The following is a 20932-nucleotide window of genomic DNA, read 5'->3' on the forward strand; positions in this document are numbered from 1 at the left end:
GCCGGGGCGGGCGGGGTACCGCGGCCCGTACGGCGGCGTGTCCCGTTTCGTACAGTGGAGGGCGGACCGTCCCCCTCGGCGCGAGCGGTCCGCCCCCCGCGGGCGCGCCCCCCCTGTACGTCCCCGTTCGGCATCGGAGCCCCCGGCATGGTCACCCAGCACCCGTCCACCGGCGCGGACGGCGCCCAGGAGGGGCTGTTCCCCGTGGACGATCTCGTGCGGGCCGGCGGCGGCCCGGCGCGGACCCGCGCCTTCCGGGACTCGCCGGAGGCCCGCAGGCTGCTGGACGTGCACGAGATCCACGCGGAGCCCGCCGCGGCCGCCTCCCCGCGCGGCCGGCAGATCATCGCGCGCTTCCCCGGGGCCCGGGTGGTGGAGACGGCCTCGCACTGGCGCATCCCCGGACTCCACGGCGACGAGGGCAACGCCGAGAGGTGGGTCCGGATCAAGAGCCGCACCCTCGTGCTCGGCGAGCGCTCCTCCCTGACGACGCGCCCGAACGGCAGGTCCGCGGACTGGATCGCCCCGGGCCTCAGCAACGGGTGCGCGATGGCCTGCGCCTACTGCTACGTGCCGCGCCGCAAGGGGTACGCCAACCCGATCACCGTCTTCACCAACGTCGAGCAGGTCGTCCGGCACCTCGCCCGCCACGTCGCCGCGCAGGGCGCGAAGCCCGCCCCCAACCAGTGCGACCCGCACGCCTGGGTCTACGACATCGGGGAGAACGGCGACTGCTCGGTGGACGACCTGATCTGCGACAACACCGCAGACCTGATCCGCGCCTTCCGGGACTGGCCCACGGCCAAGGCGTCCTTCGCGACCAAGTTCGTCAACCCGGACCTGCTGGAACTCGACCCGCGCGGCCGGACGCGCATCAGGTTCTCGCTGATGCCGGCCGCCGACTCCAGGACGCTCGACATCCGCACCAGCCCGGTCGAGCGGCGCGTCGCCGCGGCCGCGGACTTCCTGGACGCCGGGTACGAGGTCCACTTCAACCTGTCGCCCGTGGTCGTCCGCCCCGGCTGGGAGCGCTCCTGGTCCGAGCTGCTCCGGCAGCTGGACGACGTGCTGCCGAGCCGCGTGAAGGAGCAGGCGCGGGCCGAGGTCATCACCCTCACCCACAACGAGCGCCTCCACGAGGTGAACCTCGGCTGGCACCCGCGCGCCGAGGACGTGCTGTGGCGCCCCGGGATCCAGCAGGCCAAGCTCTCCCAGAACGGCGACCGCAACGTCCGCTACCGCAACGACGTGAAGGCCGCGTCGATCGAGACCCTCCGCGGGCTGATCGCGGCCGAGGCCCCCTGGCTGCGTGTCCGCTACGCCTTCTGACCCGGCGCCGCCCGCCGACGAGGGGCCGGTGGGCGGCGCGGCGGTGCCCCGACCCGGATCCGCCCGCACCGGGGAGGGGCGGCTCCGCCGAACGGGAGGGCGTGGGCCCGCGCCCCCGCCGGTCCGCGCCGCGGGCACGGGTCAGGATCCGGATGAGGGCGCGGGGGCCGGCCGGGGGCCGGTGCCCAGCCGGTGGGCGCGGCAGGCGAGCTGTAGGGCGAGCCGCTCGTCGGCCGTGTGGAGGCCGACGCCGAGGACGGTGCAGGCGCGGGACAGCCGCTGGGCGACGGTGTTGCGGTGGAGGCCGAGGCGGCGTGCGGTGTCCGCGGCGGAGCAGCCGCAGTCGAAGTACGCCTCCAGGGTGCGCAGGAGCTCGGGGCCTGCGGGGTCTTCCAGGAGGGGCGTGAGGAGACCGGCGGCGGTCTCGCGCATGGTCGGTGAGGTGTAGGAGGCCATGAGGACCTGGGTGACGCCGAGGCGGTCGACGTGCTGGACCCCGCCGGGGACGTCGGCGAGGGCGGTGGCGAGTGCGGCGTGGCGGGCCTCCGCGAGGCTGGTGGCCAGCCCCGCGGGCCCCGGGGAGGGGCGTCCGATGCCGGCGACGAGCGGGGTGGCGCCGGCGCGGGCGTGGTAGACGCGCAGGGCTTCGGCGACCCGGGCCACGAGGGCGGGGCCGTCCTGACCGGCCGGGGGGCGGTCGGAGGTGATCCACCCGGCCCAGCCGTCGGAGCGTTCGGCAGGCGGGCCGAGGGCGAGGCCGGCGCCGGCGAGGGCGTCGGTGAGGTCGCCGGCGGCGGGGGGCGGCGCGTGGCGGTGGAGCCGCAGGAGGTGGACGGCGGTGTGCCAGCCGGCGAGGCGCCAGCCGATGCGTCCCGCGGCGGCCGCCGTACCGGCCGGGAGGTCGTCCGCGTGGGAGAGGATCTCCTCCAGGAGGGTGGTGCGGAACCGGGCGTCGCGTTCGGCGCGCATGAGGGAGACGGCCAGCGAGGCGGTGGCGTACGCCTCGGCCAGGCCGAGGGCGGCGAGGGCGCGCTCCCCCCACTGGGGGCCGCCGTGGGCGCTGTGCGCGGCCAGCCATGTACCGGGGGTCCCGTTCTCCGAGCGCAGGGGGTGCGCGGCGAAGGCGTGGCCCTCGGCGGTGCCGGTGAGGGGGGCGGGGACCCGCAGGTGCGGCAGGAGGTCGATGCCGAGCCGGTCCCCGGCGATGGTGGCTCCGTCGGGGGACAGGGCGGCGACGGCGGCGTGCAGGTGGCGGGCGAGGGTGCGGGTGATGCCCTCCAGGGAGGTCTGGGCGCGCAGGGCGCGCGCGATGCCGGTTAGCTGGTGGGCGCGCTGGACGTCGGGGCCCCGGGTCCACAGGAGGAGGGCGGCGGCCGTCTGCGCGCTGGAGTGGTGGGGGGCGAGGAGGAGGGGCAGGCGCATGCGGTCGGCCAGCCGCCGGGGGGCCCGGCTGAGGCTCCCCTCGGGCAGCCCGCAGAGCACCAGGGCGGCCGCGCCGGCGACGTGGTGGCGGTGCAGGGCGATGTCGACCAGGTGGGAGGCGCTGAGGCCGCGGACGGGGGAGAGGTCGGCGCAGGAGACGCGGCCGGGGACGGGGGAGGTGCCGGCGATGTCCGCTGCCTCCACGTCGCTGACGGTGTTGTCGAGGCCGGCGTGCCCGGCGACCGGGAGGAGGTGGCGGGGCGGCTGGGAGGCGATCAGGTCACGGACCGTGGTGCGGGGCATGGATGTCCTGGGGCAGGTCGCGGAGGCCGTAGGAGGCGAGGCCGACGAGGGAGGAGGACGGGGAGCGCCAGGCGGGGGCCGCGGGCAGCGTGAACAGGGCGACGCGCTGGTGCCCGGTGACGGCGTCGGGAGGGACGAGCCTCCAGGTGAGGGGGTCGAGTACGCAGATCACCTCCGGTGTGACGGCCAGGGGCACCCCGTCGTCGAGGACCAGGACGTACTCGTCGCCGGCTTCCAGGCGCAGGGTCCGGGCGGGGTCGGCCCGGTCCTGGACGGTGATGGTGGTGTGGGCGCCGGTACGCGTCTCGCGGCGGCGCACTTCGCACACGGTGCCGCTGCGCAGGGGGGTCCCCTGCCAGCGGGCGACGAAGGCGGCGCGGGTGGCGGGCGGGGCGTCGGCGGCGTGCAGGTAGGCGGCGCCGAGGGCGAGGGCCCGGGTGACGGAGTGGTCGACCACGGCGCCCCGGTAGGTGCGGGCGGCGGCGGGGTGGGTGGCGATGGCGCACCAGCCGCCGAGAGCGGGCAGGGCCTCGCGGACCAGGACCTCCAGGGTGCCGTTGTCCGGGACGTCGACGGTCAGGGTCGTACCGCGGGCGTCGGCGAGCGCGGTGGGCGAGGCCGGGTGCCCGGCGGCGGAGAGGGTGGTCTGGTCCAGGCGTGGGAAGGCGCGCCCCATGGCGTCGGCGTCGATGAGCGGGAGGCCGGTGCGGGCGGCGGCCGCGAGGGCGAACAGGGCGTTGACACCGCCGATCTCCAGGGGCTGGAGCGCGGCCAGGGGCGTGCCCAGCCTGTCGTTGAGGGTGTCGACGACGGCGGTGAACTCCGTTCCGCCGGGAGGCCTCTCGGCCAGCGCGGTGGTGGAGCCGACGGCGCCCACGCAGGCGACCGGGGCGTCGGGGTCGAGGTCCGGCAGCCGGACCAGGGGCACGGGCCCGTACTCGGCGAGTTGGTGGCGGGCCAGGAGGGTCGCGGTGTGGGTGTCCCCGCCGCCGCCGGAGCCCAGGAGGGCGGCCCCGGCGGCCAGGTCCCCGACGTCGTCCGGGGTGACGTGGCGCAGGTGCCCGTGCCGCCGGGGTGCGGGGGGACGGGTGAGGGTGTCCGTCATGGTCTACTTCCTGTCGTTTGCGCACCCGTCCGGGCCGCGCCTGTGGGGACAAGGCCGTCCGCACCGCCGTCCCGGCCGCGCGGTGCGCCGGTCGGCGGTCTGGGAACGGTTCTCGAGCCGGTGGCCGTCGCTGTCGATCGGGACGACCTCGCAGGGGTGTGGCGGGCGGCCGGGGCACGGAGGCGGAGCCTCCCCGCCGCAGGCCCCCGGCCGGCGGCGGCGCGCCGCCCGCGTCGGGGACGGCGGGGTGCGGCGTGGCGTGGGGGATGTCCCGGCCCGGCTACCGGCCGGGGGCGGGCGCCTCGCGGGCGGGTGCCGGGCGGCGATCCGCGTCGAAGACCGTCGGGCGGTACCGCAGCGGGGGGAGGACCGGGTGAGGGCGTACGGCCCGGTGCGCGACCGCCCGCCCCCCGGGGGCCGTGGGCCGGGTGGCGGTCCGTCCGCCGCGGCGGCGCCCAGGCGGGGTGCGGGGCGCTCGTCCGCACGACCGGGGGAAGGCATCGTCCGGCGGGCAGGGGGTGGGCGGGGGCGCCGCGGCGGACGGCGCGGCCGGCTCCCCCGCGCCCGCGCCCGTGCCCGCGCCCGTGCCGACGGTCCGGCGGCCCGGTACGGGCCTCTTCGCGATCTTCCGGAGGCCCATCGCGCCGGGTCCGCGGAGCGGACGGGACCGCCCCGGCTCCAGTCGGCGATGTGGATCCAAGACCACCGTCAGCCCCTCCCTGCCTCCACGAAACCGACAGAAGACTCGCGGTCTCCACGGGTCGTCCACACCCGGAACGGTTCACTTTCGCCTGAAGGAGCTAACGCACGCTCATGCGTGCGATTGTCTTCTGGTTCTGACGCGGGAGGAGGCCGTTCCTCAGGGCGGCCCGCCGGGGCCTCGGCGCGACGGCCGACGGCGTGAAGCGGCCGCCGGGCACCGCTGCCGACGCGGACGGGCGCGGCCGCCGCTCGGGGGCGCGGACCGCGTCGCCTCGCGCCCCCGGCCCCGGTGCCCGCCCGGCGTGCGGCTCCTGGGCGGACCGGGGCGTGCGGAAGGGCCCGGTGGAGGGCCGGGCGGGGCGGCGCGGCCGCCGCGGGAGGGCGACGGCCGCGCCGCGGGACCTGTGCGCGCTCCCGCCGCCGGCGGGCCGGGCGGCCCCGCGCCTGACGGGACGTGCGCCGGCGGACGGTGTCGAGGGGTGCCGGGGCCTCAGACGGCTCCGGCTACGGGGCCGCCCGTCCGGCGGGCCCCCGCGGCCGCACCCGCCGCGCCCGGGTGCCGGCGGCGGGCGCGGCCCCGTTCACGCCGTCACGGCCGAGGAGGTGGCGCTGACCCGGAACTCCGGGTGGTTCTCCACGGTGTTGTGGACCTTGCACCGGTTGCCCGCCCGGACGAGGGTCCGGACCTGCTCTTCGCTCAGCGAGGCGGGCAGGGTGTACGTGACGTGGATGGTGCTCATGCGGACCGGCCTGACCGCGCTGTCCGCCCCCACCCTGACCGACGCCCCCTCGACGGAGAGGCCGTTGGACCGGGCGTAGTCGGCCATGGTGGCGAGCATGCACGCGCCGACGCCGGCGAGGAACAGCTCGGTCGCCATCCACCGGCCGGGCTCGGGGCCCCAGGCGAGGTCGACCTCGCTCCGGCCGTTGCTCGCGGTCAGGTCCATCGTCCCGCTGTGCCGGACGGTGACGGTGTAGTCCATGGTGTTGCCTGCTTTCTGTTTCGTGGGTCCACCGCCGCCGGGCGGCGCGCCGCCCGGCGGCCCGGCGGCGGTGCGCCGCCCGGATCGGTCAGACGGGGCTCGGCACCGGGGCGAGCTCTTCGACGGGCGTGTAGTCCAGGTCGTAGCCGAAGTAGCGGGGACCGGTGAGCTCAAGGCCCTGCGGGGTGCGCCACCGCGGGTCGCAGGGGGCGCCGATGACGCTGACGCGGGCCCCGTAGCGCATGGACTCGGTCGTCACCGGGGCGCCGGTCTCCGCGTCCAGGACGCAGATCAGGTCCGGCACGGTGGCCACGGGAACCCCGTCGCGCAGGGCGATCAGGTGCTCGTTCTGGAACCGCAGCACCATGTGGTGGTCGGTGTCCGCCCCCAGCCCCTGCAGGCGGGCCTCACCGCGGACGAAGCCGCCCTCGGTGCGCCGGGCGACGTCCGCCACCTTGCCGGTGAACAGCACGTGCCCCCGCAGGACGGCCGCGGCCGCCCGTGCCGGGTCGCGGTGCGCGGCCCGGGCGTCCCGGATGGCCCGCCCCAGCTCCAGCGCCCAGCTGAGCGTGGCCGGGACGAGGGAGGCGGCGGCCTGCTCCCCGCGCATCGGGTACAGGGCCATGAAGGCCGCTCCGCCCATCTCCACCGTGGTGGCCCTGGCCAGGCGTTCGGCCCACCGGTTGTCCACGGTGCGCAGCACCGAGGCGTTGCCGTGGGCGTCGGCGAGCGCCATCGGGGTGGCGGCCACGCCGGCCAGGGTGGTGAGGACCATCTGGATCTCGGGGAAGGCCCGCCCCATGCCGTCGGCGTCGATCAGCGGCAGACCGGTGCGGGCGGCGACGGCCAGGGGGATCATGGAGTTCACGCCCCCTGCCTCCAGGCACGCCACGTACTGCGCCGGGCTGCCCAGGACCTCCTGGAGCGCGCCGAGCACCTGCTCGGCCTCCGCACCGGAGGGGGTCTTCTCCAGCAGCACGGTCGGCGCGCCGATCACGGCGACCGGCAGGACGACGGCGGAGGGCTCCACGTCCTCGACGGCGACCACGCGCACCGGCCCGTGGGCGCGGATGGCCTCGGCCGCGATCAGCTTGCCGATGTAGGGGTCGCCGCCCCCGCCGGTGCCCAGCACGGCCGCGCCGCGCGCCAGGTCGTCCAGATGCTTCGCGGTGATGTACCGCATCACGCTCCCTCCCCGGGCAGCAGCAGGTCGCCGACCGCCTTGACCTTGATCCGCACGGCGTTGCCGGGCAGGTACGCCATCGGGTACTCCTCGACCTCCACCACGCGGACGGTGTCCGCGCGGGCACCGGCGGCCACCGCCTTGTCGGCGGCCTCCTCCCTGGCCTGCTGCAGGACCTCCTCTCGGGAGCGGCCCTGCAGGACCTCCACCCGGTCGACCTCGCCGCCCACCTGGGCGATGGCCGCGCCGATGGCGTTGGCGACGGCGTAGTGCTCGGGCCGGACGGTCTCGAAACCGGGCAGCCCGTCGCCCACGATGGCGCTGCCCCCGCCCACCAGCACCACCGGGACGGGGGCGGAGGAGGTGCGCATCCGGTCCACCAGCGCGGCCACCTCGCCCGCGATGTGCGCCACCGCCCGGCGCACCAGGCCCCGGTCCAGCCCCGCGACCGCGTCCCGGTCGCCGAAGTCGACGAGCCCGGCGGCCGCGGCGATGTCGGAGGCGGTCAGCGTGTCCCCTCCGAAGACCATGCTCCGCTCCGTCAGCCGGTGCCCGACGCTGTCGGGCCCGACCTGTACGGCGTCGTCGACGGTCCGTACCAGGCTGCCGCCGCCGATCCCGGCGGCGACCACGTCGGGCATGCGGAAGTTGGTGCGCACCCCGCCGATGTGGACCTCCGTCCCGGCCGGCCGGGGGAAGCCGTTGACGATCATTCCGACATCGCTCGTCGTGCCGCCGATGTCGACGACGGCGCAGTCCGACAGACCCGACAGCATCGCCGCGCCCCGCATGGAGTTGGTGGGACCGGAGGCGAAGGTCGCCACGGGGTAGCGCCGGACGAACTCGACGTCCATCAGGGTGCCGTCGTTCTGCGAGAGGTACACCGGCGCGGTGATGCCGGCCTGACGCAGCGCCAGCTGGAAGGCGTCGCAGACGAGGTCCGCCAGCTCCCCCAGGGACGCGTTGACGAGGGCCGCGTTCTCCCGCTCGACGAGCCCGATGCGCCCGAGCTCGTGGCTGAGGGTGATGCGCAGGTCCGGGGCGCGGGCACTCAGCAGGTCCGCGACCTGCTCCTCCATGTCCCGGTTGACCGGGGAGAACACGCCGGTCACCGCGACCGCCCGGACGCCGGCGCCGACCATCTCGTCCGCGGCCCGCTTGATCTCGTCCGGGTCGAGCGGGGAGATGGGGCGGCCGTCGAACTCGTAGCCGCCGTGGCACAGGTGGTGGTGGACGCCCAGGGCACGCGTCAGCCGCGGCGGCCAGTCGGCCATCGGCGGCACGGCCGCGGTCGCCGGCAGGCCGAGCCGCACGCAGCCGGTCGGCGCCAGCCCGCGGGCCTCCACGATCGCGTTGGTGAACTGCGTGGTGCCGATCATCACCGCGCGGGCTTTGTCCAGGGTGATCGGCGACTGGTACTCGAGCTGCTTGAGGGCGGTCACGATGCCGGCGGTGACGTCGTCCGTGGTGGGGCTCTTGACCGCCGCCACGACCCGGTCACCGTCCATCAGCACCGCATCGGTGTTGGTGCCGCCCACGTCGATTCCGATTCGCACCGTCATGACTGGTTCCCTTCGTGGAAGGTCGGCTGGACCGGGCGGGCCGCGGGTGCCGGCACGTCCTTCGGCCCCCGTACCAGACCGGCTTTCCCGAACGCCGTGTACAACAGGAAGGCGACGCCGATGGAGTTGACCGCGGGGACCCCCCAGGCCACGTGGTAGCCGACGAGGCCGCCGGCCGCCCAGCACACCAGCGCCGCGGGGACCCACTCCGGCGCCGCGGCCGGGATCCGGCCGACGGCACGGGTCCGCTCCAGGTCGGCCCGCCAGGTCTTCACCACGAAGTACTCGGCGATCATGATCCCCGCGATCGGGGGAGTGGCCACGCCCAGGATCGTCAGGAACTCCACGAAGTGGTCGAGGATCCCGACGGCGGACAGGACCGACCCGCACGCCCCGACGGCCAGCGTGGCCGCCGCGCGGGGGACCTTCCGGCCGAGGATCGCGTCGGCGCTGTTCACCACGCCCAGCGAGGACGAGTACAGGTTCCAGTCGTTCACCTTCAGGATCGCCGCGACGAGCACCGCGGTCCCCACGAGACCGGAGGAGGAGGCCACCGCGGCCGCCACGTCGGAGCTGCGGGCCGCGTGCGCCAGCAGCACGCCCGACAGGGCGATCACGTACTCGCCCAGCGTCACGCCCAGGAGGGTCTGCTTGACGACGTCGGCGGAGGTGCGGTTGTACCGGGTCATGTCCGGGGTCATCACCGCGCCGACGATGAAGCCGCCCGCCACGATCGTGGTGCCGGCCGCCAGCGACAGCGGGGGGCCGGCCGGCGGGGAGTCCAGCAGGGCCCCCATGTCGTGCCGGGACAGCTCCGACACGATCGACCAGGTCACCAGCAGCATGAACGCCGGCACCGTCGCATAGGCCGCCCAGGCCATGAAGCGGATGCCCCACACCACCAGCGCGCTGACCCCCAGGCCGCCCACCAGGGCCCACGCCCACTCCGGCAGGACGCCGACCAACCGGTGCAGGCCCTGGGCGAAGACGGCGTTCTGCACACCGAACCAGCCCATCAGGCTCACCGCGATCAACAGGCCCACCAGCGCCGACCCGCCGCGGCCGAACCCGGTCCAGCGCGCCAGGACGGAGGTGGACAGCCCCTCCCGGCACCCGGCGACGCCCACCAGGATGGTGGCGAACTCCAGGACGACCGCACCCAGCGTGATCGCCAGGACCGCGTCCCAGAACGTCATCCCGAAGCCCAGCGTGGCTCCCAGGAGGAACTGGCTGAACGACGACAGCTGGCCGAACCGCTGGGTGGCGACGCTGAACCACGAGTACCGGTGCTCGTCCGGCACCCGCTCCAGCGAAAAATCGTCATTTCCCAAGGAATTTTGTGTGATGGCTTGTCTTTTCATCCCGCCCCTGGCTTCCTCGCCTCATGAACGAACCGTCTGGACAGTAGGGCCCCTTCCGGTTGCGCATAACTGGCATGAAGCACAGCAATCCTGGCATCGCAGTGCACCCTGCACATCGCAAACCGGACAGCGTGTTCCGTGCACCGGGATCCGGACACCACGGCCCCGGACGCGGGGCGCCGGTACACGCCTTCCGCCCTGGCCGACCGCGCGGACCGGGCCCGAACCGCCGCCGCCCGCGCGGCCGGAACGCGGCGCCCGCCGCCCGGACGCGAGGCCCTCGGCCTCCACGGCACCCGGGAAGACCCGGGGCGGTCGTCTTCGCGGACCCGCCGGAGGACCGGAACGCCGCACCTGGAGCCCCGGTCGCGGATGTGCCATGGTGATCCCATGACGTGGGACGGCGAGGAGTACCAGGCGCGGATCGACCGTATCGCCGCGGAGGGAGGGGACATGCACGGTGAGGCCGCGCTGGTTCGTTCCTTCGCGCCGGCCAGGGTTCTCGACGCCGGCTGCGGCACCGGGCGGGTGGGCATCGAGCTGGCCCGCCACGGGATCGCGGTGGTGGGCGTGGACGTCGACGAGTCGATGCTCGCCGCGGCCCGGAGCCGGGCGCCGGAGATCCCCTGGCACCGGCGCGACCTGGCAGGGCTCGAACTCGGGGAGTCGTTCGACGTCGTGGTGATGGCGGGCAACGTGCCCCTGTTCACCCCGCCGGGAACGGAAGCGGCCCTGGTCGCCGGGGCGGCGCGCCACGTCCGGTCGGCCGGGCGCCTCGTCGCCGGGTTCTCCCTCGACCGGGCCTACACGCTGGCCGACTACGACGACCACTGCCGTGCGGCGGGCCTCGTCCTCGAAGCCAGGTACGCGACCTGGTCCCGCGACCCCTACGCGGGCGGGGACTACGCCGTCTCCGTGCACCGCAGGCCCTGAGCCGGGTCGGGGTGACGGCGCCGGCGGGACCGACCCCTACGGGGACGTCGTAGAGGAGCGCGCGGCCGGTACCCCGGTGCCCGTCCCCGGTGCGGTGGGTGCCGGGAGCGGCCGCCGGCCGCGTGAGGCGGTGTGCGGTGTCCCCGGCGGACGGGGCGGCCCCGCGCCCACCTCACCGGGGCTCGGCGGTCCGGCGGGGGTCCGCCGCCCGTAGCCGGTCCCGCTTCCCCGGGAGCGCGTACGGGCTGTGCGCGGCACCGCCGTCGGCGGGATCGCGAAGAGGCGGCCGAAGCTCCGGGCGGACTCTGGGACGCGGCCGGGGTCCGGGCCGGCGAGTCCTTCCTGCGGCCGCTCGCGGCGGAGGGGTCCGGAGCGGCGCCTCACAGGGGTGCCTCCATGTCTTTCGTCGAGCGAGGCGAGGGCTTCTCGGTTCGCAGAAGGTTCCGTCGCGGAGCACGGCGAAGAGGACGCTGACGCGGTGGCGGGCGAGGCGGAGGAGGGCTTGGGCGTGGGCCGGCGCCACATCGCCCGCGGCACCGCCCGCTCGTCCGTGAAGGGGCCGCACGGTCGCGGCGGCCCGGGTGCGCCCCTTCGGCCGCCGGGCACCGGGGGAGCGGACCACCGGCGGCTCGTCGAGGCGGCCTTCTCGCCGAAGGGCCCCCGGACCTCTCGGTCCGGGGGCCCTACCGGGGGTGTCTGCCGGACGGGCCGGCCGCCGTCTCCCGCCGGGGCGGCGCGGCCCGGCCCGGCCCGCACCCCGCGCCTCCCCCTCCGCGCGGGCACGGACGGAGGGGGAGGGACGGATCACACGCCCGCGATGCTCTGGATCCAGGAGCGGTACGCGGTCACGTTCGTGTAGGCGGTGGTGGTCTGGCGGTCGCTGGTCGAGGCGACGCCGACCTGGGCGCCGTTGGCCATCATCGGGCCGCCGGAGTCGCCGCCCGCGGTGATGCCGTTGCCGCGGCGGGCGCAGATCGCCGAGCCGCCGTAGGCGTCGCGGCAGGCCCCGGTGACGTAGACGTCGGCGACCTTGAGGTACTGCGACTGGTAGTCGATCTCGGAGCCGCTCTGGGTGGTCGCCCCCCAGCCGTAGACCTGGACGGCCTGGCCCACGGAGACCGATCCCGGCTGGCCGAGGCGGGCGTACGTGCCCGCCACCGAGCGGTCCAGCCTGACCAGGGAGAGGTCCGCCGAGGGGTGGTTCCGGACGGTCGCGCCGTTGGCCACCGTGCCGCCGCGGGTCTGGTCGAGGCTGCCGATGCGGAAGGACAGACCGCCGTTGACCACGCAGTGCTTGGCGGTCAGGATCCAGGTCGGGGCGATGATGGTGGCGCTGCAGGTCTGCCGGCCGTTGGAGAACAGCCGGGCGGCCCACGGCGCGCTGTTGGCGTAACCGCCGCCGATGATGGGCTGGACGGAGGCGACCCGGGCCGTCTGGGCGGGCGCGCTGGCGGTCGTCGGCTGGGCCGTAGCGGTGGGGGCGAGCCCCAGCACCGCCAGGGCGGTGGCTGCGAGCGCGGGGATCAGTCTGCTGGTTCGCACGTCGGTCTCCTGTGTGGGGGGAACGGTCCTTCGTGAGGACCGCGCCGCACGCCCGTGCGGCGCGCGGACGCACGCGAAGGTTGGGTAAGCCTGTCGCGTGCATGTCAATTACGGCTGCGGTGAATGTGGCAGACAGGCCGCCGCCGGTACAAGGGGTTCGTACGGGAACCGGCCGAACATCGGCGCCGGGAGGGCGACTTCCAGCCAACTCACCGGTGTGCCGACCGGATGTCCGCGCGGTTCGGGCGCGGGGCGGCGGCGCACCGGAGCGGGGGCGCCCACTGCCCGGCGCGCCCGGCCGGCCCGCGGCGACGGAGCGGGCCGGCCGGGGTCAGAGCGACCAGCGGTACTGGTCCGGCACGTGCACGTCGCCGCCGAGTCCGCGCGCCGCCTGCTGCGCCCACGACGGGTTGCGCAGCAGTTCGCGGCCGAGGAGTACCGCGTCCGCCTCGCCGTTGGCCACGATCTTCTCCGCCTGTTCGGCCTCGGTGATCAGTCCGACCGCGGCGACCGGCAGCCCCGCCTCCTCCCTCACGCGCGTGGCGAACGGTACCTGGTAGCCCGGGCCCACCGGAATGCGCACGCGCGGCGCGTTTCCACCGCTCGACACGTCGAGCAGGTCCACGCCGCGCTCCTTGAGGAGGGCGGCGAACCGCACGGTGTCGTCGGCCGTCCAACCCGCCCGCCCCTCCAGCCAGTCGGTGGCCGAGACGCGGAAGAACAGCGGCAGCTCCCCGGGCCACACCTCGCGCACCGCATCGACGACCTCCAGCGGGAAGCGCGTGCGGTTCTCGAAGGAGCCGCCGTACGCGTCGGTGCGGCGGTTGCTGTGCGGGGAGAGGAACTCGCCGATCAGGTAGCCGTGGGCACCGTGGACCTCGACGACCTCGAAGCCCGCGTCGAGGGCGCGCCGCGCCGCCGCCGCGAACTGCCCGACGACGGACCGGATCCGGTCCGGGGACAGCTCCTCCGGTACCGGGTGGCCCCCGGTGAACGGCACCGGGCTCGGGGCGACCGGCCGCCACCCCTGCCCGGCGGCGCCCACCGGGGCACCGCCCTTCCAGGGGCGGTCGGTGGACGCCTTGCGGCCGGCGTGGGCGATCTGGATGCCCGGAACCGTCCCCTGCTCCTTGAGGAACCCGGTGATCCGGCGCAGCGCTGCGGCCTGGGCGCCGTTCCAGATCCCGAGGTCGTGCGGGCTGATCCGGCCCTCGGGGGAGACCGCGGTCGCCTCCAGCAGGATCAGTCCGGTGCCGCCGGTGGCGCGGGCCGCGTAGTGGGCGAAGTGCCAGTCGCCCGCCACGCCCGCCCGCGGCCCGGACGCCTCGGCGCTGTACTGGCACATCGGCGCCATCCAGACGCGGTTGGGGACGGTCAGCGACCGGAGGGTGAGGGGTTCGAAGAGCGCGCTCACGACGGACTCCATTCGGGGCGGTGCCGGATACGATTCGTACGATGGTCATCGTAATACGCCATGCGTCAAACTACGAGGCTCCTCGTACAATGAAGGCACCCGACGAGTCTGGAGCCCTTCGTGACCCGTGTGACCGCCGCGGCCGGCCCGCGCGAGCTCGTCCACCCCCCGCGCGACGAGATCCGGCTCGAAGGCGTGCTCCACGCGCTCTCCGACCCGATGCGGCTGAGGGTCGTCCGCGAACTGGCCGTGGCCGGGGCGGAGGTCGCCTGCTCGCACGTGGACCTGCCCGTCACCAAGTCGACCGGCACCCACCACTTCCGCGTGCTGCGGGAGGCCGGCGTCATCCGCCAGACCTACCGGGGCACCGCCAAGATGAACGCCCTGCGCCGCGACGACCTCGACACGCTCTTCCCCGGCCTCCTGGACGCCGTCCTGGCCGCCGCCGAGGCGCAGTCCGCCCGCCCCGCCGGCTCGTAGCCCGCCGCGGGGCGACCGCGTGGCTCCCGCCCGGCCCGGTGCCACCGGGCCGGGACGTCCTCCACCACCGGCGTGGGGACGCCCCTCCCGGGCGGGAGGCGCGGACCGCGAGTGGGTGGCGTGCCGCCGCGGGCGGGGAGCACGTGCCTTCGCGTTCGGCCGCGCCGCCGCCCGCCGGACCGTCCCCGCGGGAAACGGGCTTCCCGGCCTGCGGCCGCGTTCACCGCGGCCCCGGTTTCCCGCGGCCCTCGCCGAAGGCGACGCGGCGCCCCCGCTTCAGGGGAGTGCCCGGTACTCGGTCCGGTACGGCAGCGGACACGCCGGTACTTCTCCGGGAGACGCCGGCCTTCCGCGGCCCGGCGTTCCCGGTCCTCGACGGCTTGGTCTCCCCGGCCTCCTCCCAGGCCACCCCGGAACGCTGACCAGGTGTCGGCCCCGCCCCCTGCCGACCCCGGGCCGCGCCGTCTCGGCGACACCGGCGCCCGGTTTCACGGCGGCCGCCTTCACCGCGGTGTACCGGACGAGGCGGTTGGGCAGGGCTCCGCGACCACGCGTACCGAACGCCTGCGAAACCCGGTGGGGCGAAGGGGAGGGGACGGGCCGTCGGCCCGGCCGTCCCCCGCGGAATCGGGCTTCCAGCGGCCCGGGGGGCGTCTCAGAGCCGCCCCTGGCCCCGGTGCGGCCGACGGGTCGAAAGGAGGCCCGGTCCACGTCCTTCGCACCATCCTGACCGGAAGGCACGTACACGCCGGAGCCTGCCGCACTGGAGTTCCTCGACCCCGACGTGAGGTTCACCCAATGCCCGCCACCCGACCTCACGCCGTGGGAACGCGGCGGAATCGACCGCCTCTGGACGGAAACCCGCGCGCTCAACCCCGCCGCATTCGACGGACCGCTGGTCGTCGCCCTCGGTACCGACCGCGTCGGGCCAGGGCCGTCGGCGGTGCGGTGGGCGACGATGACGTACCGGTACCGCGCGCTGCGCCGCCTGCGGCCGGCCGGGCAGGTCCCCGGCTCCCTCTTCGTCACCGCCCTCGTGCCCACCGGGAGCGGCCTCGTGATCGGACGGGGGTCACCCGTCACCGCGGCGCCCGGCCGCTGGACCCTGCCCGGCGGCACAGCCGAACCGCCGCCGGCCGGGGAACCCCTGGACACGGAGGTGCTGCGGCGGCACGCCGCCCGTGAACTGGCCGAGGAGACGGGGGTGCGACTCGACGCGGAAAGACTGCGGTTGCGGGGGGTCACCCGCGGCCGGCGGTTCGGAAGCCTCGGCTTCCACCTCCTCGCCCCCGTGACGCCCAGCGCACGCGTGCGCCACCTGCACGCGGGCTCGTGCCCCGTCGGAGGCGGCACCGTGCCGGAGCTCGACGGGATCGCCCTCGTGCCCGCGGCCGGGAGAGCCATCGCCCCGGGGCCGTCCGCGGACCACCTGGCCCAGACCGTCGACCGGTACTTCACGCGGTGACCTCCTCGGCACGAAAGCGGCGGGGCCACCGCGGCCGCAGGGGAATCCGCACCGCCTCCATCGGCATCACCCGCGTCGACGGCCCGACGGCGCGGGCACGGAGGCCGCGCGACACCGGAGTGCGGCGAACGGCGACGGCACGGAAAACGGAAGGCCGGACGTCGAGGAGCCGTCCGCCGCGGTGTCCGGGCCCAGGGGCGCCGGGTCGCCGCGGCAGGACCGAGGGCCCCCGACGCCGGAGGAACCGGGGGCCGCCGCGCGGGAGCCGGGCGTGCGGGTGGGGGCGGGGCGGTCAGGTCCGCGCGATCAGGGCGTAGCGTTCGTCGTCGACCGGGCGGCCCCACAGGGCGGGGTCCGTACTGAGACGCCGGATGCGCAGGTCGCCGACGAGCGGGCGTACCGCGGCGGCCAGGTCGTCGGCGGTGACCCGCGGTGCCAGGGCAGGGTGTCGGCGCCGGCGACGTAGGGCACCGCGCGCTGTCCGGCTTCGCGCCAGCGCCCTTCGACGAGGACGAGGAGGCCGCCGGGGCGGAGGCGGGCGGTCCACTCCCGCAGGGCGGCGTGCGGGTCGGGCAGGGTCCACACCAGGTGGCGGGAGAGCAGGACGTCGAACTCCTCCTGGCCGGTGGGCGGCTCGGTGGCATCACCCACCAGGAACCGGCCCGGAAGACCGGCGGCCGCCAGCTTGGCGCGGGCGGCCCGGACCATCCGCGGCGCCAGGTCCACTCCGGTCACCCGGTGCCCCGCTCCGGCGACCAGTTCGGAGAGCGACCCGGTGCCGCAGCCGACGTCCAGCACGTCCACTGGACGGGGCGGGAGCCAGGCGGTCAGCAGAGCCGCCCATGCGGCACGGGTCTCGGCGGCCCTGAGGCCGTGATCGGGCTCGTCGTCGAAGTCCGGGGCGGCGGCGTCCCAGTAGGCGGCGATGGCGGCGGCGGGGTTCGTCATCCGCCGATCCTCCCGGCCGGCACCGACAGCGGGGGCCGCCGCCGTGGCGGATCGTGCCGACGGTGGGGGAGGGGCCGGTGCGGACGGCCCCGACCGTCAGGTCGAGGGGTACGCGGATGAGGGGGTGCCCGGCGGCGACCACCGGCGTGCGGCGGCGAAGGGGGGTCGCTGTCCACGACGTCCGAACCGCTCCGGCGGTCGGCGGCGGGCGTGCTGCGGCGGGAAGGGGGCCGGTCGGCGGAGCGGCGTTCGGCGCCGGGGGCCGCCGCGGTCCCCGGGGCGTACCGCTGGACGCCGACCGCCACGCCGCGCGCCGCTCCCCGCCGGCCCCGGGAGAGGTTCCGCCTTCCGCCCGGCCCCGCTCGGCGGCCGCGGGCGCGTACGCGCGCCGCCCTCCGGGACCGCTCCCGTCCCTCGTCCCTCGCGACCCCCCGATCCGACGACTTCTCCTGACCACTTGCTGAACCTATCGAATATCGATAGTTTCCTATCGCATTTCGATCGAGAGGGAGAGTCATGGGAAACCTGCCGGTGCTGGCGTTGCGCGCCGTGATCGCGGCACTGCTCACGGGATCGGTCCTCGTACAGGCGGTGATGGTCCCGCTGCTCGCCGTCGACCTGGAGGAGAGCGGCGGGGAACTGGGGCACCTGCGCGTCCCGATCGTCGCGATCGTGCTCCTGGGGATGGTGGCGGCCCAGGTCGTCCTGGTCTGTGTGTGGCGGCTGGTGACGATGGTGCGACGCGGAACCGTGTTCTCCCACGCGGCCTTCCGCTACGTGCACGTCGTGATCGGCGCGACGGCGGCGGCCGCCCTCCTCGTGTTCGGGCTCGGAGTCGTCCTGGCACCGGGTGAGGCGGTCCCCCCGGGCGTGGTACTGCTCGTCGGAGGGGTGGGCGTGGCCGCCCTGGGGGTCGCACTCGTCGTGCTGGTGCTGCGGATGCTGCTGGCCCAGGCCGTCGCGCGCGACGCCGAGGCGGCGCGGATGCGGGCCGAACTGGAAGAGGTCATCTGATGCCGATCGCCGTCGACATCGACGTGATGCTGGCCAGGCGGAAGATGTCCGTGGGCGAGCTCGCGGAGCGCGTCGGGATCACCCCCGCCAACCTGGCGGTCCTCAAGAACGGCCGGGCCAAGGCGGTGCGCTTCGCCACGCTCGCCGCGCTCTGCGAGGCACTCGACTGCCAGCCCGGGGATCTGCTGCGCTGGGAGGCCGACCGGACCGGCCGGACCGACCAGGCCGTCCGAGTCGGCGAGACCGGTGAGGACGGGGGAGCGTCCGGGGCGTGACACCGGTCCGGCGTCACGCCCCCGGCGGGTCCGGCGCGACGGCGGGGCGTGACGCGCCCGTCCGGTTCCCGGCCCGGAGCGCCCGGCGCCCGCCCGCGGTCCGCTCGGTCCCCGGTCCGCGGGCGGGGGTGACGGGGCGTCGGCCCGTCCTACCGCTTCCACCAGGGCCCGGAGGCGTCTCGCAGGGTGTTGGTACCGCAGTGCACCTCGCCCATTCCGAGGTGGTACGTCTCCCAGTCGTCGATGTACGAGACCTTCAGCCCGGCGCGGGTGTACGCGGCGGTGACGGCGGCGGTGAACACGTCCTCGCCCCCGATGACCGGCCCCCACTGCCTGGGGGCCAGGTACCGGTCGCGGCCCATCAGCACGCCGTTCACCGCGCCCGGCACGTAGGCGCTCGTCAGCACGGCCGAGCCCGGTCCCGCCACGCGGTCCCCCGTGCGCGTGAGCCGCTTCTGCTGCCCGTACCGGCGGATCGCCTCCGGCACGCCCCCGGCGCCCAGGCGCATCAGTCGCGGCACGCGGTCGCCGCGCTCGCCCTGCTCCGTGCCGCGCGTGTACAGCGCGGGCACCCGGATCACCTCGGCGTCCGTCACGCCCGTCTCCCGCTTGAGGACCTCCAGATTGGCCCTGATGCGCCGCGCGGCCATCGTGTTGTCGGCGACCAGCCACTTCGAGCCGAGCGCCTGGTCGATGGTCTCCCTGGGCGCGGGCAGGTCCCCGCTCCCCGGCACGGAGAACATCCGCGTCCCGCCGTGCCCCGCCTCCTGCGCGTCCCGCAGCAGCTTCAGTCCCGCCTCCGGGTCCGCGACGCCGATCCGCCATCCGCGCGGCGTGCCCGGCGCGGGCAGGAACTGGACGAACTCGTCGACGTGCCCCACGTGCAGCCACGAGGTGTCCAGGAACAGCGGGTCCTGCAGGCCCTGGGCCCGCAGGAGCGTGCGCATCGCGAGCGCCGGCTTCGAACCGTCGTCGCGGCGCTCGCCCATGATGACGCGGCCGGCGGGGAAGGCGCGCCCGGCGTGGGTGTACGGCGGGATGGTCTCCAGGTTGCCCATCGAGTTCAGGGTCCACTCCTCCGACTCGCGGACCCCCGAGACCTGGACGACGCCGACGCCCTTGCCGCGCATCCGCTCGAACAGCTCCCGGCCGGACGGCCGGTCCGGCTGCGCCGAGCGCAGCATGACCCGGATGAACTGGGGGCGGCCCCCGGGACCGGCCATGCTCACGTACCCGGGCTCGACGAAGTTCTGCGTCCAGATGTCCTCGTACCCGTCGAAGGTGAACGGCGGACCGCCGACGCCGGCCGCCCGGACCTCTTCGGCCAGCTCCCGCACGAACGCCCGCTGCCGGCGGGAGAACGGGTCCGTCCCCGGCAGTCTCGTGACGAGGATCCGCCGGGCGTCCTGCAGGTGGTGGTGCGTGAGCAGGGGAGCCGCGCGGAGCGTGACGTCGTCGGAGGTCGAGGAGGCGCCGGAGGCGACGGTGAGGCGGAGGACGGCGCGGCCGCCCCAGAGCGCGGGGTCCCGTACGACGTCGGTGGCCTCCACGCCGAACTCCACACCGGCCCTCAGCTCGGCGGCCGTCAGGCGCGTGGCGGCGGTCACCCACTCCCAGCCCGTGCCGCGCCTGACGAACACCCTCGTGCTCCTGGCGCCGCCGACGACCCGCAGGGTCCCGCTCGCCGACGCGGACAGGCCCTTCATCGGTACGGAGCGCACACGCGCCAGGTCGCGGGCGTCGGGGGTGCCGTTTACCTTCGTGTCGGAGGCGTCGTTGCAGGCCGCGAGCCGCGCGTCCGACAGGGGCCCGCCGTGCGGGTCCGTCGTCGGGCAGCGCGTCGCGTCGTCGTCGATGTTGGGGAGGAGGACCGCGCCGCGCGCCGGAGTCCAGGTGTCCTCGCCCGCGTCGTCCGTCGCCCCGGCGACGTCCACCCGGCCGTCCCGGTCCACGTCCGCGCGCAGGTCCGCCCGGGGCTGCGGCTCGGCCGCGGCGGCGGGCGCGGCAGGGGCGAGGATGGCCGCGATGACGGACAGGGCGAGTGTCGCGCGCCGCGTGTGGCTCGTACGCACCGTGTGTCCCTTCGTGAGAGTCGATGGTTCCGAGCCGGTAGAGGGCGTACGGCGCACCCGCGTTGCGCGGGGTGCGCGGGGCGACCGCCGATCGGCCGGATCCCGCCCGTGGGTGCACGGGTGCCCGGCGCCGCGCGGCGGCGACCGCACACCCGTGCCCCGCGCGGTGCGTCGGCCGGCGGACGGCGGGCGTCGGAGGGCGGGCGGTGGCGGGGACCGGCTACACGGCGTGCGGCAGCCGGTGCAGACGCACCTCGGCCAGCCGGCCGGACGAGATCCGCGCCGTCATGTACGTGCGGTGCGGCTGGCGCCGCCGGTCGGTCGGCGAGCCGGGGTTCAGCAGCCGCAGCCGGCCGCCGGCCGTGGAGTCCCAGGGAATGTGGCTGTGGCCGAAAACGAGCAGGTCCGTCTCGGGAAACCGTTCGACGCAGCGCCGCTCGCGCCCCCGTGCCGCGCCGGTCTCGTGCACCACGGCCAGCCGCACTCCCCCCAGCTCCGCGTACGCCACCTCCGGCAGCCGCGCCCGCAGGTCCGGGCCGTCGTTGTTGCCGTACACCGCCACCAGCCGGCGCGCACGCGCCTCCAGCAGGTCGAGCGTGGCCGTGTCGACCCAGTCGCCCGCGTGGACCACGACGTCCACGGCCGGCACCAGGTCGAGCAACTCGCGCGGCAGCACCTTGGCGCGCGAGGGCACGTGGGTGTCGGACGTCAGCAGCAGCTCCATGGGCCGACGGTAACGGGCCGCAGGGCCGCCGCAGGCGCGGCACCCCGCTGCCCCGGTGACCAGGAGGCCCGGTTCCCCGAGGCCGGCCTCGGGGACCATCGGTACAGCGGTTGTC

Annotated in this window: 16 protein-coding genes and 1 pseudogene; 6 read left to right on the forward strand and 11 right to left on the reverse strand. The window is 75.8% G+C overall.

Annotation, left to right across the window (positions count from 1 at the left end):
* The first annotated feature begins 147 nt into the window (after positions 1–147).
* On the forward strand, positions 148–1329 hold the full coding sequence (locus LUW75_RS23705) for a spore photoproduct lyase family protein (RefSeq protein WP_250337425.1): 1182 nt from the start codon (positions 148–150) through the stop codon (positions 1327–1329).
* 141 nt (positions 1330–1470) lie between these two features.
* On the opposite strand, the gene LUW75_RS23710 is transcribed toward LUW75_RS23705, so the two are convergent.
* From LUW75_RS23710 to LUW75_RS23735, 6 genes are all read right to left on the reverse strand, one after another.
* Entirely contained in the window at positions 1471–3054 is a 1584-nt protein-coding gene (locus tag LUW75_RS23710; RefSeq protein WP_250337426.1) for a PucR family transcriptional regulator, read from the reverse strand.
* The gene (locus tag LUW75_RS23715; protein WP_250337427.1) at positions 3032–4159 is read right to left on the reverse strand and encodes a DUF917 domain-containing protein; all 1128 of its coding nucleotides are present in this window, start codon (positions 4157–4159) and stop codon (positions 3032–3034) included. Before LUW75_RS23715 ends, LUW75_RS23710 begins: the two co-directional genes overlap by 23 nt.
* A gap of 1283 nt (positions 4160–5442) precedes the next feature.
* Complete coding sequence (locus LUW75_RS23720) at positions 5443–5844, reverse strand: OsmC family protein (RefSeq protein WP_250337428.1); 402 nt, start codon at positions 5842–5844, stop codon at positions 5443–5445.
* 88 nt (positions 5845–5932) lie between these two features.
* A complete protein-coding gene (locus tag LUW75_RS23725; RefSeq protein ID WP_250337429.1) occupies positions 5933–7027 on the reverse strand; it encodes a DUF917 domain-containing protein in 1095 nt (364 codons plus the stop codon).
* A complete protein-coding gene (locus LUW75_RS23730) occupies positions 7027–8589 on the reverse strand; it encodes a hydantoinase/oxoprolinase family protein (protein WP_250337430.1) in 1563 nt (520 codons plus the stop codon). Before LUW75_RS23730 ends, LUW75_RS23725 begins: the two co-directional genes overlap by 1 nt.
* Positions 8586–9920: a purine-cytosine permease family protein gene (locus LUW75_RS23735; protein WP_250337431.1), complete on the reverse strand. Its 1335-nt coding sequence runs from the start codon at positions 9918–9920 to the stop codon at positions 8586–8588. The genes LUW75_RS23730 and LUW75_RS23735 overlap by 4 nt, the downstream gene beginning before the upstream one ends.
* Before the next feature lie 420 nt (positions 9921–10340).
* Between LUW75_RS23735 and LUW75_RS23740 the strand changes: the two genes are divergently transcribed.
* A complete protein-coding gene (locus LUW75_RS23740; protein ID WP_250337432.1) occupies positions 10341–10883 on the forward strand; it encodes a class I SAM-dependent DNA methyltransferase in 543 nt (180 codons plus the stop codon).
* Between the two features lie 804 nt (positions 10884–11687).
* Here LUW75_RS23740 and LUW75_RS23745 read toward each other — a convergent pair.
* On the reverse strand, positions 11688–12425 hold the full coding sequence (locus LUW75_RS23745) for a S1 family peptidase (RefSeq protein WP_250337433.1): 738 nt from the start codon (positions 12423–12425) through the stop codon (positions 11688–11690).
* A gap of 331 nt (positions 12426–12756) precedes the next feature.
* Positions 12757–13839: an NADH:flavin oxidoreductase/NADH oxidase gene (locus LUW75_RS23750; protein WP_250337434.1), complete on the reverse strand. Its 1083-nt coding sequence runs from the start codon at positions 13837–13839 to the stop codon at positions 12757–12759.
* A 129-nt stretch (positions 13840–13968) separates the two neighbouring features.
* Between LUW75_RS23750 and LUW75_RS23755 the strand changes: the two genes are divergently transcribed.
* Together LUW75_RS23755 and LUW75_RS23760 are read left to right on the forward strand one after the other, a co-directional pair.
* A complete protein-coding gene (locus LUW75_RS23755) occupies positions 13969–14319 on the forward strand; it encodes an ArsR/SmtB family transcription factor (protein ID WP_250337781.1) in 351 nt (116 codons plus the stop codon).
* Positions 14320–15103: 784 nt separating this feature from the next.
* Complete coding sequence (locus tag LUW75_RS23760) at positions 15104–15784, forward strand: NUDIX hydrolase (protein WP_250337435.1); 681 nt, start codon at positions 15104–15106, stop codon at positions 15782–15784.
* A 292-nt stretch (positions 15785–16076) separates the two neighbouring features.
* On the opposite strand, the pseudogene LUW75_RS23765 reads toward LUW75_RS23760, so the two are convergent.
* Positions 16077–16732: pseudogene (locus tag LUW75_RS23765) on the reverse strand (class I SAM-dependent methyltransferase).
* A gap of 516 nt (positions 16733–17248) precedes the next feature.
* Between LUW75_RS23765 and LUW75_RS23770 the strand changes: the two are divergent.
* Positions 17249–17746, forward strand: a complete 498-nt coding sequence (locus LUW75_RS23770) for a DUF2975 domain-containing protein (protein WP_250337436.1) — start codon at positions 17249–17251, stop codon at positions 17744–17746.
* A complete protein-coding gene (locus LUW75_RS23775; protein WP_250337437.1) occupies positions 17746–18021 on the forward strand; it encodes a helix-turn-helix domain-containing protein in 276 nt (91 codons plus the stop codon). The genes LUW75_RS23770 and LUW75_RS23775 overlap by 1 nt, the downstream gene beginning before the upstream one ends.
* Positions 18022–18170: 149 nt before the next feature.
* Here LUW75_RS23775 and LUW75_RS23780 read toward each other — a convergent pair whose 3' ends face one another.
* Complete coding sequence (locus LUW75_RS23780) at positions 18171–20093, reverse strand: protein-arginine deiminase domain-containing protein (RefSeq protein ID WP_250337438.1); 1923 nt, start codon at positions 20091–20093, stop codon at positions 18171–18173.
* Positions 20094–20313: 220 nt separating this feature from the next.
* The gene (locus LUW75_RS23785; RefSeq protein WP_250337439.1) at positions 20314–20817 is read right to left on the reverse strand and encodes a metallophosphoesterase family protein; all 504 of its coding nucleotides are present in this window, start codon (positions 20815–20817) and stop codon (positions 20314–20316) included.
* Positions 20818–20932: the final 115 nt, after the last annotated feature.

This window comes from Streptomyces sp. MRC013 (assembly GCF_023614235.1).
In the GTDB taxonomy this organism is placed as follows: domain Bacteria; phylum Actinomycetota; class Actinomycetes; order Streptomycetales; family Streptomycetaceae; genus Streptomyces.